General features: G+C 64.1%; 14 protein-coding genes. 11 read left to right on the plus strand and 3 right to left on the minus strand.

The annotated features are described in order from the left end of the window. Positions 1-25: 25 nt before the first annotated feature. Genes OW521_RS21905 through OW521_RS21915 form a run of 3 tightly spaced genes read right to left on the minus strand, consistent with a single transcriptional unit; the run spans position 26 to position 3025 of the window. Positions 26-1168 carry an FAD-dependent oxidoreductase gene (locus OW521_RS21905; protein ID WP_268021573.1) on the minus strand — a complete coding sequence of 381 codons (1143 nt, stop codon included), beginning with the start codon at positions 1166-1168 and terminating at the stop codon, positions 26-28. Further along, on the minus strand, positions 1161-1844 hold the full coding sequence (locus OW521_RS21910; protein ID WP_326493987.1) for a class I SAM-dependent methyltransferase: 684 nt from the start codon (positions 1842-1844) through the stop codon (positions 1161-1163). The genes OW521_RS21905 and OW521_RS21910 overlap by 8 nt, the downstream gene beginning before the upstream one ends. Positions 1845-1888: 44 nt before the next feature. Next, positions 1889-3025: a type III polyketide synthase gene (locus OW521_RS21915; RefSeq protein ID WP_268021575.1), complete on the minus strand. Its 1137-nt coding sequence runs from the start codon at positions 3023-3025 to the stop codon at positions 1889-1891. 402 nt (positions 3026-3427) lie between these two features. Between OW521_RS21915 and OW521_RS21920 the strand changes: the two genes are divergently transcribed. The 11 genes from OW521_RS21920 (at position 3428) to OW521_RS21970 (ending at position 13765) form a co-directional block, all read left to right on the plus strand. After that, a complete protein-coding gene (locus OW521_RS21920; protein ID WP_268021576.1) occupies positions 3428-4249 on the plus strand; it encodes a site-specific integrase in 822 nt (273 codons plus the stop codon). Positions 4250-4266: 17 nt separating this feature from the next. After that, complete coding sequence (locus OW521_RS21925) at positions 4267-4533, plus strand: tyrosine-type recombinase/integrase (RefSeq protein ID WP_268026054.1); 267 nt, start codon at positions 4267-4269, stop codon at positions 4531-4533. Next, positions 4527-4865, plus strand: a complete 339-nt coding sequence (locus OW521_RS21930) for a helix-turn-helix domain-containing protein (protein ID WP_442781188.1) — start codon at positions 4527-4529, stop codon at positions 4863-4865. Before OW521_RS21925 ends, OW521_RS21930 begins: the two co-directional genes overlap by 7 nt. A gap of 197 nt (positions 4866-5062) precedes the next feature. Next, positions 5063-6364 carry a recombinase XerD gene (locus OW521_RS21935; RefSeq protein ID WP_268021577.1) on the plus strand — a complete coding sequence of 434 codons (1302 nt, stop codon included), beginning with the start codon at positions 5063-5065 and terminating at the stop codon, positions 6362-6364. 67 nt (positions 6365-6431) lie between these two features. After that, positions 6432-6977: a hypothetical protein gene (locus OW521_RS21940; protein WP_268021578.1), complete on the plus strand. Its 546-nt coding sequence runs from the start codon at positions 6432-6434 to the stop codon at positions 6975-6977. A 143-nt stretch (positions 6978-7120) separates the two neighbouring features. After that, on the plus strand, positions 7121-8005 hold the full coding sequence (locus OW521_RS21945; RefSeq protein WP_268021579.1) for a TnsA-like heteromeric transposase endonuclease subunit: 885 nt from the start codon (positions 7121-7123) through the stop codon (positions 8003-8005). Then, the gene (locus OW521_RS21950; protein ID WP_268021580.1) at positions 8002-8796 is read left to right on the plus strand and encodes a hypothetical protein; all 795 of its coding nucleotides are present in this window, start codon (positions 8002-8004) and stop codon (positions 8794-8796) included. Before OW521_RS21945 ends, OW521_RS21950 begins: the two co-directional genes overlap by 4 nt. Continuing rightward, positions 8730-10037: a Mu transposase C-terminal domain-containing protein gene (locus OW521_RS21955; RefSeq protein ID WP_268021581.1), complete on the plus strand. Its 1308-nt coding sequence runs from the start codon at positions 8730-8732 to the stop codon at positions 10035-10037. The genes OW521_RS21950 and OW521_RS21955 overlap by 67 nt, the downstream gene beginning before the upstream one ends. Before the next feature lie 159 nt (positions 10038-10196). Continuing rightward, positions 10197-11084, plus strand: coding sequence for an ATP-binding protein (locus tag OW521_RS21960; protein WP_268021582.1), 888 nt, complete (start codon positions 10197-10199; stop codon positions 11082-11084). Beyond that, a complete protein-coding gene (locus OW521_RS21965) occupies positions 11081-11752 on the plus strand; it encodes a hypothetical protein (RefSeq protein ID WP_268021583.1) in 672 nt (223 codons plus the stop codon). The genes OW521_RS21960 and OW521_RS21965 overlap by 4 nt, the downstream gene beginning before the upstream one ends. Positions 11753-13120: 1368 nt before the next feature. Further along, the gene (locus tag OW521_RS21970) at positions 13121-13765 is read left to right on the plus strand and encodes an NADPH-dependent F420 reductase (protein ID WP_268021584.1); all 645 of its coding nucleotides are present in this window, start codon (positions 13121-13123) and stop codon (positions 13763-13765) included. The last annotated feature ends 103 nt before the right edge of the window (positions 13766-13868 follow it).

Consider the following 13868-nt stretch of genomic DNA (forward strand, 5'->3'; position numbering starts at 1 on the left):
GATGCAGTCTAAAACGCAATCACGCCTAGTGCATCGTGAATCGGCGGGCCACGAGCTCCGAGAACATCGGCAAGGTGATCGCCCGGCCGATCAGGGCGTTCCGTGCGTTCAGGACCTTCGGAGGCAACGGGCGTCCAAGCGCCATGTTCACGCTGGCCTGCCAGATGGCTTTCTTCGCTGCACGCTGACGGTTGCGCTCGAATGCCGCGAGTTCCTTGCCGGCAGGTCTTCTTCCCGACGTTCGCAACGTTTCGCTGATAATCGGCGCCAGGGCAACGGCATCCAGCCAGCCCAGGTTCATCCCTTGACCACCGATCGGGCTGATCTCGTGCGCGGCATCGCCGAGCAAGGCAACCCGTCCATGAACCATCCGGGAAACAAGGCGTGTGGTCACGCCGAACGCACTGATCATCGTATTGCTCGTTGAGTCCACCGCCGTTCCGGTCCGCTTTCGGATCAGGGAAGCGAGCGCACGGGGAGTTGGCTCTTGGCAAGGGGCGCCAAGCCGGACTACCCACCTTCGGATACCGCCGGGCAGTGGAAAAGACTCGACGATCCCTCCCGGCTCAAGGAAGAGGACTGCATTGTTGCCGTACATCGACTCATCCTGGAAATCACCCATGACGTAGTAGTCGGGGTAAGTACGCAAACGCGGCTCCAAACCCAGGCCTTCACGGACGGCGGAATGGACGCCGTCGGCCGCCACCACGAAGCGGCCGAGGAACTCCACCGCCGACCCGCCTTCCTGTCCGCGCAAACGCAAGTACCCGCCGTCGTCAACCACTTCCTGGATGTGCACGCCGCGGAGAAGCGCGCCTGGATCGAGTTCGATAACCCTGGACTCGAGGGCTTGGGTGGTGAGATATTGCGGAACTGAAAGGATAAAGGGGTATTCAGCCGAAGGGCGGGCAAAGTCCATGTCGGCAACTTTTCGCCCGCCGCTGTACGCGGCCCCGCGGGTGATCCGGACGCCCGAATCGACCAGCGAATGGGCGGCACCTACAGCGTCGAGTGCGGCCAGCGCCGGTGGATGGATTCCAATGGCCCTGGTTTGTCGGCTCGACGTCGCCCGTCGCTCCAGGATGGCAACGCGGTGCCCGTGTTGCAACAGCAGCGCGGCCATGTACAGCCCCACCGGCCCCGCTCCAACCACTACGACATCAAACATGCGGAGCCTCACCGGGTCGGTAAATCAGCAGGTTGTGCCACAGGCCGCTGCCTTCCACCGTCCAAGCCGGGGGAGTGGCGGCACGCAATTCCGGCATCGTATAGCTGCGCCTGATGGACGTGAGTCCGTCGCCGTGGATATAGGAGCCGAGCCCGAGCGGCCAGGCGCCCGCCCAGAACAGAGAGTAGGCGAGGCGACTGCGCCTTAGGTCGTTGTGAAGGGCAATGCGGCGGCACAGCTGTTCTGAGTCTCGAAGGAACGAAGCGAGTTCGAGGGGCGTCAAGTGGTGCAGTACGTGGTTGGAGATGACGACGTCGAATCGGAGCCCCTCTGACACGAGCTCCGAGCTGAAGGCCTTCCGATATCTCACGCCCTCGACTGGCGGCGCGGAGTTCGCGAAATGGAATGCACGCTCGTCCGGATCGATTCCGGTGACCTCGAGCTGGAATCCCTCCGCGGCGGCCCGGCGCGCGAGGCTTCGGGCGACGTCGCCACCGCCGCAGCCGATGTCGAGGACCGTGGTTGGCGCCGCCGTCGTGAGTAATGGCCTGATCAGGGACTCGTACGTATCCCGCCAGCCAGACACCACGGCGTTGACGAGCGGAAACCGCGCGTAACTGCGGTTGAGCCGGTCGAGCTCGCAATCGGGGCGGTCCATGTCCTCAATGGCGGTCACATCACGTTCGCCGAGAAAACCGCCTGGGCGGGGGAGGGCAGGCATCACAATGCTGGGGAAACCCGGGTGAACAGCCCCGTTTCCACAGTGAGGCCGGGTCCGAATGCCATGGAACAGATACGCTCCTCCCGCTGTGCCGGAGTTTGTCCCAGGATGTGCTTCAAGACGAAGAGCACGGTGGCGCTGCTCATGTTGCCGTAGTTGCGAAGGACTTCGCGTGCCGGAATCATCTGTTCCTCGGTGAGCTCGAGCTTCGACTCGACTTTGTCGAGAATGCTGCGGCCGCCGGGATGGATGGCCCAATGCGTGATGTCCCGATAGGGGAGTCCGGCCAAGGACGGGTCGCGGGCAAGCAGCGGTTCGAGCGCCCCGGTGATGTGCTCCTCGATGATGTGCGGCACGTACGTGCCGAGAACCATTTCAAAACCTTCGTCGCCAATGTTCCAGGCCATGGCTTCTTCGCCCACAGGCGTCAGAACAGTCTCGAAATGGTCCAGCCTGATCACCGGGTCCGGCCCCTCAGGTTCACGGGAAGTCACGACGGCGGCGGCCGCGCCGTCCGCAAAGATCGCCGATCCCATGATGGTGTCTGGGTCATTCGAGGTCCGGACGTGGAGAGAGCAAAGCTCCACGCAGATAACCAGGACGACGGCAGAGGGATCGGCCTGACAGAACTGCCGGGCCGCCCGGAGGGCCGGGAACGCGGCGTAGCAACCCATGAATCCAAGGTGGTAACGCTGCACAGCCGGGCTGAGACCAAGGGCCCGGACCACCTTATAGTCGGGCCCGGGGTTGAAGAACCCGGTACAGGAAACAGTGATGACATGAGTTATGTCAAGTAAATCAATGTCAGGACATTTCCCGACGGCGGCTTTGGCGGCCTCTATGAACAGTTTGGTAGCCTCGACAGCAAAAATCTCGTTGCGGACCTTGGTGCTGGGGCTCAGAACCCGGCCTGAGTCAGGGTCGTAGAATGACGGGTTCTCGGCATGGTTATCAAGGGTTAGTTCAGCAACGGCGGTGAACCGGGTGTCAATGGCAGCTGAATCGAAGCACGTTCGCACGAGTCGGGATCCGAGTCGCGTCAGGCCGGGTTGGGATGCAAAGACGTCGCGTGCTTGTGGCTGTACAAGCACTGTGGGCGGTACGGCAGTTTCCAGAGACCTCACGTAGACCGGCATGCTTCATTGTTGGCGACGAAGATGCTGTTGACAATGGCAGAGGGGGAAATGTGGATGTTTTGAGGGTTTGGATTGCGGCGTCGCACGGGTGCTCCTGAGTGGCTCGATAACGCCGATAATCTACATTATGTAAAGTAGTTCTCTGCGTATCTCATCAGATGAATCAATTCGCCCCAATCCCCCGGATCCATCAGCATGCTCATCCAGCCCTCGGGATTGCGCGGATTTTTGCGCCCGTGGACCCCTGGTGGGCAGCTTCGCAGGCATTCCGGGCTGGCGATAGCGGTGATGTGTGACGCTCGGAGAAGCGCCTCTGACCTGCGGTTTTGTCGATATGATGCATTTGATGAATCATTGATTCAGATTCTGAGCATGATTTTGACGTGATTTTGGGGGCGAGAAATGTCGGTCGACGGGTCCGGGCGCGTGCTGCAGCTGAGTGCTGTTCAGCTGCAGCATCCCGAGGAGCAGACGCTCGAGGACATGCTCACGGGCTGGCGCAACCAGCAGCTGTCCAGGAACCTTCAGTTCGACACGATTGATAAAGGCATCGGTTGTGTCCGAAGGTTCGTGAACCATGTCAATGAGTTCCCGTGGAATTGGTCACCGGCCCATGTCGAGGAGTATTTCGGGGATCTGCGGTCGATCCATCAACTGAAGCACTCCACGATCCGCGGTTACCAGTCCAGCCTCCGCCGGTTCACGTCCTACGTATCCAACCCCGATTATGGCTGGGACCGGGTGTGTGAGCAGCGCTTCGGCACGCATCCTGCCCAGGTCTTCTTTGACTGGAACACTGCTGCGCACACGCAAGAGTACGAGGGCCGGCCGTCCAAGCGGCCCTTCACCAAGGCTGAGCTGCAGATGCTGTTCGACCATGCGGATAACCAGGTCGAGCTGATTGCCACCTCGGGCAATAAGGGGTGGAAGGCGGCATACCGTGATGCCGTCATGCTGAAGGTGGCCTACTCGTACGGGCTGAGGTTCAATGAGCTGCGGCATCTGCAGACCATCGATTTCGCGACCAATCCGCAGGCGCGCAGGTTCGGGAAAGCAGGGGTCTGCAAGGTCCGCTTTGGCAAGTCACGCAAGGGCTCCCCCCACAAACCCCGCAGCGTCCTGACGGTCTTCGACTGGACCGCCGGCGTCATCGAGGACTGGCTCGCCAACGGGCGGGGAACTTTGAAACGCTGGACCTGTTCCCGAGCGAACGCGGTGGCCTGATCGTCGAGTCCACCCTGCTGCGCCGGCTCCGGCGTTACCTGGACGAGCTGGGATTGCCACTGGATGGCCTGGATCTGCACTCGCTGCGACGCTCCTACGCAACGCACCTTCTGGAGGACGGATGGGATCCTAGATTCGTGCAATATCAAATGGGCCACGAACACGCCTCAACCACCGGGATCTATCAATTCGTCAGCGATGACTTCCGCAACTCCACCCTCCGGGCGGCTCTGGACCGCACCATGGACGAAGTCCTGGGCGTGCAGATGCGGGGACAATGGTGAGACGCGAAGTTGAATACAAGTGGCGGCTTTCCGAGCTCATGGCAGCACGGGGACTTCACAACACCACCGACCTCATCCCTTTGCTGGCCGAGCGCGGCATCACCTTGTCCCGGCCGCAGGTTTACCGGCTGGTCAACCAGAAGCCCGAACGCGTCGCGCTGCAGGTTATCGCCGCGATCTGTGACATCTTCTCCTGCGGACCCGAGGATCTCATCACCGTCACAGCCGCCGACGTCCGCGCCCGCAAGACGGGTACCAGCGCCGCCAATGTCGTCGACCTGAACCGCACGGTCCGCCCGCGCCGGGCCCGCATCATCGACGATGACCATTGACAAGCCCGAGGGCCTGAGTCCCCGCAACACCAGCCGAGGCCGGCCCCGGACCACAGGCGCCGCCACGTGCGCACGATGCGGCCGCACCGCCGGCAGAACACGCGCCAGCTGGCCGGAAGGAAAAAATCTGCGGTCCCTGCTTCACCACCGCCACCCGCACCCACGGGACCTGCCCCGACTGCGGTCAGCGCCGGCTGTTGCCCGGCCCGCCCGAAACCAACGGAGGGCCCCGATGCGCGCCCTGCGCAGGCATCCCCCACGACTTCCACTGCACCCGCTGCAATGTTGAAGGCGAGTTTTACCGGCGCGGTATCTGCGCCCGCTGCGCCCTCCGGGACGACCTCAACGATCTGCTGCTCACAGACCCTGCCGATCCAGGAACAGCGGGCAAAATCGTCGATGTCCTCTGCAAGGCAGACCGGCCTGAGAGCATCATCACGTGGAAGCGCTCCCCCACAGTCCAAGCCCTCCTGTCCTCTCTCTCGAGCGGGAAAATACCTTTGACCCACGAAGGACTCGACGCGCAGGCCGAGACAGCTGAACGAGAAGCCAACCACCTGCGGGCACTGTTCGTCCACCACGGGCTCCTCCCCCACCACGACCTGCATCTGGCCCGGTTCGAATCCTGGATCAAAGACAAGCTCCGCCCCTTGCCCGAAGAGGTCGCAAAACCTGTCGGGCACTTCGCCACATGGCACCACCTCCGGCGCATCCGGTCCCTGACAACACCGGAGAAAAGCGCCCGCGGCCCGGTGCACTCCGCCAAACAAGAGATCACCGAAACCATCAAATTCCTGGACTGGCTCTGGCAAACCCACCAAAGAACCGCAGCCACCTGCATCCAGCAGGACATCGAATCCTGGCTCGCCACCGGACCCACGACCAGAAAAGCCATCCGCACCTTCATCGTTTTCATCAACAACACCGGCACAAACCACCAGGTGGAAATGGGCCACTACACCGCCAAAAACCGTCCCACGATCACCCAGGACCAACGCCTGGCATGGCTGCGCGAACTGCTCACCGGCACCAGCGAGTCCTTGCCTTACAGGGTTGCCGGCATCCTGCTGCTGCTCTACGCCCAACCGCTCGTGCGGGTAGCCAAACTCCGGGTCGACGCCATCGAGACCAACGAAAACAGCGCGAACATGAGGATCACTTTCGGCACGCATCCGGTTCCCGTGCCCCAGCCCTTCGCAGGATTACTCCAAGAACACCTTCGAAGCCGGCCGAACCTCAGAACCGGATCGGACACCGAAAGCCCTTCGCTCTTCCCCGGAACCCGGGCAGGGCAGCCCCTTCACCCAAACGGCCTCATGGACAGGCTCCGCAGCCTCGGCATCGAGCTGCGCGGCGCACGAAACTCCGCTTTGGACGAACACCTCACCCTTTCACCGCCGCCACTGGTCGCTGACGCACTGGGATACAGCCACCAAGTCGCATTCCTCCACGCCGACAACGCCTGGTCACGCTACGTCAACCTACGCACCAAGCCCTGACAAGTGACGTAGACGAGTCACGCCAGGGCAGAAGGATTCCTGCCGCGTTTCAAGTTACCGTTGCAGGATGATCGCTGAATTCATGAGGGATGGCGACCGTTCCCTCCCTCCGCATCCATCCCCCTTAGAGGTAACAGCGATCCGGGTGTGGCACTGCAAATACAGGTCACTTGACGGCTTATCAGATTACAAAAACCTAAAGACCCTAGTAATTGCGACCTATCCAGATGCAGATCTCGAGCCGCTGACCAGCCTCAGCAACCTTGAATATCTGAGCATCATGCACTTGCCGAAGGTCTCAGACTTGGCCCCTCTTACCCAATTGCAGAGGCTAAACACGATAAGGCTCAGCACCCTGCCGAGCTGGGACTCATCCGGCAAGCGGACGACGGTTCACTCCTTGGAACCCCTAGCCGAGCTGCCGGATCTGACTCACCTTGAACTCTTCGGAGTGCTGCCCGAAGACGGCTCACTTCATGCCCTGGAGAACTGCCCAGCCTTGGAATCGATTCGGGTCAGCAAGTACGCGCCCCTCGAGGTCGATCGCTTCTACCGAAAGACAGGGCTGGATGATTCCTTCGCACCTTCGCCAAGCGTTCTTGCCTGGACCTGACCCACACCAAGAACAAAGGAAGACGGCGTTGACCGAGTGGAAATACGCCCACATTCAATCCGCAGGGATGCCACTAGCATAGACACGTGAAGGATTAGCCTTTCGCCCTCAACCGCCGATTCCTCTGTCCTTTCTCAATTTAGTTGGCCATTTTCGCAACTTACCTGGCCACCTACGGGTTTCCGGGGTTTGTCTCAGTTAATCTGGCCACCATGGATGCTGCTGCCGCGCTGAGGTCGATGCCTTCGAACATGACGGACGAGACCCGTGTGCTGGCGCGCCTGGACGGGCGGATGACGAATGCGCCGCTTTCCGTGGCGCTGGCATCGCTCGGGCTTGAGTCGGCGCTTCCGGTGCGGACGTTCTTCTCGTGGCAGGGCAAGCGGAACTACGAGGGCAGGTGGTGGTCCAGCACGGTCCGGTCCCATGTGGGGTTCGAGAGCCTGCTGGAGCGCGACTTCCTGCTCTCGGCGGACCATGACCGGGACGTCGTGGGGGTCGCGTCCCAGCCGTTCGCGTTCTTGTGGCCGCGCGGGACCGAGGGGTCCCGGGGGCACGTGCCCGACTTCTTCGTCCGGCTGCGGGACGGCACGGGCAGGGTCGTCGACGTCAAGCCCGCAGGTCGTGTCCGGTCCGCGGAGCGCCAGTTCAGCCTGACCCGTGAAGCCTGCGCGGCGGCCGGATGGGACTACCAGGTCTTCACCGGTCTGGCCGAGCCACGGGCGTCCAATCTGCGGTGGCTCGCCGGCTACCGCCAGGACCGCTTCGCCCCCTCCGGCATTGCCGCGTCCGTCCTGGTCGACTCGTTCACCCCTGAGACCTCGCTGGCCGCAGGCGTCCGGCGGGCAGCCAAGGCGCTGGGCACCGACGAAAGCATCGTCCGCGCGCAGGTGCTCCACCTGCTGTTCACCGGGGTGCTGGACGTCGACCTCGACGCCGCGCTAACGCAAGACACGCCGGTCTCCCCGGGTGTCGCACCGAAGGCGTGCGCCGCCTGGAACGCTAGCTCGCGGGAGGCGGCGTCGTGAAGTCGGTTCGCCTGTTCGACTTCATCCAGTTCGACGGCGCCTCCTGGCAGGTGGCTGCCCACGACGGTGCCGAGCTGGCCTTGAAGAACCTCGCCACCGGCCGCATCCGCCGGGTGCCGGTCGCCGAGATGCTTGCCGACGACTCGTACCTGCCTGACGCCCCCGCTCCCCTGCCGTCCCTGGCCGGTGTCGCGCTGCTCGAAACGCTCGAGCCCGGTGCCCGCGCGCAGGCCGAACTGCTGCACCGCCACGTCTACGAGCTAGTCAACGGGACCCCGCCTGACGCTGCCCCCGGAACGGGGCCCAAGCCGGAGTACGACCTGGCCAACCCGCTGCTGCGCCGCATCGAGGCCAAGGCAGCCGAGCTCGCCGCCACGGGCACCCCGATCGCGGCCCGCACGTTGCGCCGCCACGTCACCGCCTACCGCAAGCAGGGCATCGCCGGACTCGCCGACGGGCGCAACACACGTCAGAGCACCCTGGCGGGCTGGGCCGACCCGGAGCTCGTGGCGCTGCTTGAGGCCGAGATCGCAGGGCAGACCAACACATCCACCGGGACACGGTCCCGCGCCATCACCCGAGTCCGTGCCCTCGCCGAGCGGCAGGGCCTCGGGGTCCCGTCCCCCGCCACGCTCTACCGGATCCTGGCCAAACTGGAGAAGTCCCGGCACCCGTTCGGCAACGCCACGACCCGCAGGACCCAGGCCAGCCGACCCGACCGGACATGGAGCCGGCAGACGCCCATGCGGCCGGGGAACTCGTCGAGATCGACTCCAGCCCCTTGGACCTGATGCTCATCTACCCCGACGGGTCCACGGGCAAAGCCGACCTCACCGTCGCCCTCGACATCGCGACCCGGACACCGCTGGGCGCGATCCTGCGCCCCGAAGCGACCAAGGCAGTCGACGCCGCGGTCCTGCTGGCCAGGGCCATGACCCCCCTGCCGCTGCAGCCCGGCTGGGACGCAGCCCTGGGCTACTCCCGATCGATCCTGCCCCAGGGCATGATCCCCGGCGGCGCCGACGTCCGCTCCGCGATCGCTGCCAAACCCGTCATCGTGCCAGAGTCAATCACCGTGGACCGGGGCAAGGTCTACGTCGGCGCCACGTTCACCACCGCCTGCGAACGCCTCCAGATCAGCCTGACCAAGGCCGCCCCGCGAACCGGGACCGACAAGCCCCACATCGAGCGCTTCTTCGCCGGGGTCAACTCCGGCTTCACCCAGTACCTCGCCGGTTACACCGGCCCGAACGTCGTCCGCCGCGGCAAGGATCCCGCCGCCGAGGCACGGTTCAGCCTCGCCGATGTCCAGAGCCTGCTTGACTGGTGGCTCGTCGCCATCTGGCAGAACCGCCCGCACCCGGGCCTGCGTCACCCGGCCATGCCGAAGAAGGACCTGACCCCGAACGAGGCCTTCGCCGCTCTCTCCGGCGTCGCCCCGCAGATCCCGGTCACGCTCACCCGCGAGGACTACATCGCCCTGCTGCCCTTGGACTGGCGCACCATCCAGCCATACGGGATCAACTTCCACAACCTCCACTACGACAACCCCGCCCTGCACGAATACCGAGGCGTGCCCTCGGGACTGCCCGCCCCCGCGAACGGACGCTGGGAGATCCGCTACGACCCCTACCGGCTGCAGTCCATCCACGTCCGCGACCACCGCAAGGGTGCCTGGATCGAAGCCGAATGGACCATGGCACGCCAACTCGCCGGCCCGTTCTCCCTCGACGTCCTCACCGCCGCGAAAAAGACCCTGGACAAACGCTCCGGCAGCACCCCCGGCGCGGACCTGCTCGCCGAGATCAACCGAATCCTCACGGCCCCCGCAGGGCGTGCCGAGGCCCGGGCCGCCAGACGCGCCAGCGCCGCGCCGCCGAGCGTTCCGGATCCCGCTCCGCCGCGGCGCCTGGCCCCTGTCCCCGAAGAACCCGAACCCGGCGCCGCTACACCGTCCACAGCGACTGCGACCGCACCTGCGGGTCCACGTCCGCGCCGTCATGCCCGCCGCATCGACCTTCTGGAGGACTGAGCCATCGCGACCCCCGACTCCCTGACCGCCTGGCGCCAGTTCGTCGACCACGCCCCGATCGAGCCGGAGCGGCTCTCCCGCAAGGAGCTCAAAGCCCTCTCTCCCGAGGAGAAGGACGCCTACGACCTGGAACGCTTCGCCTGGCTGGCGGCCGACACCGTGCTGGAAACCACGGACACGCAGGCCCTTACCCGGCAGACCAGGATCATCCTCGCGCGCAACGCGGCCACCACCGCCACGGCGCGGCGAGGGCTCGCGATCTCCGGGGCAGCCGGGATGGGCAAATCCACCGCCGCGCTGCTGATCGGCAAGCGCCATGAGAAGGCCGAGCGCACGCGCCTCGGCCGCACCGACGACGTGTCCTTCGCCCCGGTGGTCTATGCCATGGTCCCGCCAGCGACCACGCCAAGGATGCTCATGCAGGCCTTCGCGAACTGGCTCGGCCTCCCGGTGTTCCAGAGGGCGACCGCGCAGATGGTCACCGAGCGCGTCCTGGGTGTGCTGCGCACCCTCGGCACGTCTCTGGTGGTCCTCGACGAGGTGCACAACCTGACGACGAACAGGCAGGCAGGCGCCGAGGCAGCCAGCACCCTCAAACAGTTCGCCGACCGCCTGGACGCGACCTTCCTCTACGCCGGCATCGACCTGCCCACCACGGACCTGTTCGCCGGGGACATGGGGAGACAGATCAAGGCCAGGATGATCATGCACCAGATGCGCCCCTACGGGAACGGAACCAAGGCAGACCGCGAGGCCTGGACCGAACTCGTCCTCGGCGTGGAGGACCTCCTCACCCTTGCCGCCCATGAAGCCGAGTCCCTCGCCGAGGAAGCCGCTTACCTGTGGGACCGCACCGGCGGGAGCATCGGCGGCCTCCGCGCCCTCCTGTCGGACGCGGCCATCGGAGCGATCATCGACGGCACCGAGAAGATCGACCGTCGCCGCCTTGAGACCACCGCCACCGACTACGCCGCCGAAGAACACCACCACACACGCGCAGCCATGTCCTCCGGCAGCGGCAAGCGCGGGCTGACGCGGGCCCAATGACGATCCAGCCGCTCCCCGTCCCCACCAGGATCTTCGGCGGCGAGGGCCTGATCAGCTACGCCTTCCGCCGCGCGGCACGCAACGGCACGCCCGTCGAGGAGATCGAACGCGTCCTCTACGAGGTGGGAGCCATCCCCAAGCCCAGCCACCGCCGGACCCCGGAACGGCTGCAGGCCTGGCGAAGCCTCGGCTCTCTCCACGAGAGCGCCTTCGCAACACCCGCCGTGATCGACGGCGCCGACGTCATCGATCGTGCTCTCTGCCTGCGCTGCACCCAGGGATCGGGCGGAACCGGGCGGCTGCCCCGCATCGGGTGGGTCTGCGCCAGACACCGGCGCTGGCTCGGCACCCCACAGCACGACATCCGCGCCCTGCCCGAACTCATCGCAGCCGAACGCCACTACCGTCGGGCCCTCGCCCCACGCGGCGTCCTCGTAGGCTCCCCCCTCATGCTGTGGGCCCGCGAATGCGCGACCACAGTCCTCAGCCCAAGCACATACCTCTTCCAGCAAACACCATCCGGGAACGGTCCCGGCGCGGATCCACCTCCGACCTCGGCCTGCTCGCCTACCCCGAAACCGTCAGAATCGCCCGTCTTGTCACAAACCCGGTATTCAACACACGGATGCTCCAACCAGGGCTCCGACCCCGCGACCGCCACACGCTGAGCGTCAAAGCGACCACCGGGTTCTTTCCCAACGCCAGCGACGACGAATCCTGGCGCGCCGCACACCGGATCACCGCCATGTTCAACACCATCGCCGGAGAAATCGAGAGGAACCCCTCCCGCGCGGGAGGCGCCACCCCCTCCAGCACGCCACTGGCTCAAGCCTGGAAAATCTGGGGCAGATAGCCTGTGATTCTCAGCGGACTTTTCGCAGCGCTAAGTATCACCCCTGGCGCCCGTTAGCCGGTCCTTCAACTAGCAGCGTGGCCACCGCGGTAGACGCCCTTCTTGCCGACATGATCCTGGCTTGGAGGCCTCGCATTCCTTTTGAGGAGGATCGTGGATAGCGTAGGGCCGTGTGCCAAGAGCGGGACGCCGGTCGCCGGCCAACGCCGCGCAATGGACGACCTTATGGAGGTGTGGCATGCGGCAACAGTTATGGATGCTAATGGCGACAGTTTCCGATCTTGCGTTCCTGGCTGCCGTCGTCTACGTAGTGAGACGCCCGCAGCCGAAGGGCCAACCATATGGTCGGGAACACAAACTCCTGTGGACTTCACTCTTTGTGAGTTTGTGTTGCACGATCGCCGCAGGCGTTGCAATCTACCTTCCGTGAGGGACACCCCCTCCAGCCATAATCAATGGCAGTCAAGGAATATTAACGCCCGACGCCAGGCCGACGAATTGAAGGATCTTAGCAAAGTGAATACGTCCCAGTACCGGTTCCGCAAACGGGACCGACGAACCGTCACTTCAAGCTGCGATTTAACTGCTAAGCAAAGTTAACAGTCACACAAATAGCCCACCGACCACGGTACGCCGCACAGAGACGCTTGGCCTCAGTCCGCTGCGCCCGGCCCACCCCTTGTGGGAGGAGGAGACCGGGCGTTCCATACGGAATGGCCAACTAAATTGAGACGGTTCCTACCCCATTCGTCTCAATTTATCTGGCCATTTCCCAGGTCAAGGTGGCCAACTAAATTGAGAAAGGACAATGTGGGTCCCCGAACAACTAATAGCAGCCCCTGATTGTGGTTTAACCCTGCGCACCGGCCGACGCTTCGACAACCAAGGCACTCCTGCCTACCAGAGGGAATGACGGCGAGAATCATCGATAAAAGACCCTCAGCTCGCCTAGGAGCGGAGAATAAACCCCAAAGCGATAATCCGCTTACCCAGTTGTAGCAGTCTGTCTGGCTCATCAGATGAATCAGGCGGACCCTTCTCCCGGGTTCACCCGGGGCGCCCCCGGCTCCAGCTACCAGGTCGCGTTCCCGACGCCGTCGTGTTCTGCATGTGACCCTTTCACCTCGTTTACATGCAGTCCCCCGCGGTCATAGGCTTTTACCACCAGACTCTGGAGGGTGAAGTGACAACTGCAATTATCGGGATCGGTAACGTCGGCTCCCGGGTCGCCCGCAATCTTGTTCAGGGCGGCGAGCCAGTCGTTCTGGCCGCGCGCAATCAATCCGGCGCTGACGCGTTGGCGGCTGAGTTGGGTACGCTCGCGAGTTCGGCAAGCGTTGTTGATGCCGTGTCACAGGCTGACGCTGTTCTGTTTGCCGTGTGGCTGGACACTGGGAAGGAGCTCATTTCCCAGTTGTCACAGGCGCTGGTCGGCAAGGTTGTAATCGACCCGTCCAACCCGATCGGGCCCGATGGCCACGGCGGTTTTACGACGACACTGCCGGAGGGGGAATCGGCGGCCTCGGTCCTGGCAAATCTGCTACCTGCCGGAGCGCACTTCGTGAAGGCTTTCGGCACGCTGGGGGCCGACGCGCTGGGCTCGGCAGCGAACCGGCCATCCGAGCGGGCCGCTTTGTTTTACGCAACTGACGACGACGCAGCGGCAGAAACGGTGGAGAGGCTCATTAGTGTCTCTGGTTTTGACCCGGTCAAAGCCGGAGGAATCGAGGCGGCCGGCAGATTGGAGCTGATGCGTGGAGACCTTCACCAGAATGGCGGGCTCGGTGGAAAGCTCCTGAGCGCCGACGAGGCGCGTGCTGCCCTTTAGCGGACGGTCGGGGGGTAGCAAGGCAACGGCATCCTGGCCCATGGTGGCCGGGGTCGATTCGTTGCACTGGGCGCACGCCTTGTCTTGCTCATAGTGCTCTTGT

Source organism: Arthrobacter sp. MMS18-M83, from assembly GCF_026683955.1.
Taxonomy (GTDB): domain Bacteria; phylum Actinomycetota; class Actinomycetes; order Actinomycetales; family Micrococcaceae; genus Arthrobacter.

What these genes read in the sequence shown, in the direction of transcription:
- OW521_RS21915 (WP_268021575.1), bottom strand. Translation starts at nt 3,025, where the DNA reads ATGCCGGTCTACGTGAGGTCTCTGGAAACTGCCGTACCGCCCACAGTG.
- OW521_RS21920 (WP_268021576.1), top strand. Translation starts at nt 3,428, where the DNA reads ATGTCGGTCGACGGGTCCGGGCGCGTGCTGCAGCTGAGTGCTGTTCAG.
- OW521_RS21940 (WP_268021578.1), top strand. Translation starts at nt 6,432, where the DNA reads ATGATCGCTGAATTCATGAGGGATGGCGACCGTTCCCTCCCTCCGCAT.
- OW521_RS21930 (WP_442781188.1), top strand. Translation starts at nt 4,527, where the DNA reads ATGGTGAGACGCGAAGTTGAATACAAGTGGCGGCTTTCCGAGCTCATG.
- OW521_RS21905 (WP_268021573.1), bottom strand. Translation starts at nt 1,168, where the DNA reads ATGTTTGATGTCGTAGTGGTTGGAGCGGGGCCGGTGGGGCTGTACATG.
- OW521_RS21955 (WP_268021581.1), top strand. Translation starts at nt 8,730, where the DNA reads ATGGAGCCGGCAGACGCCCATGCGGCCGGGGAACTCGTCGAGATCGAC.
- OW521_RS21965 (WP_268021583.1), top strand. Translation starts at nt 11,081, where the DNA reads ATGACGATCCAGCCGCTCCCCGTCCCCACCAGGATCTTCGGCGGCGAG.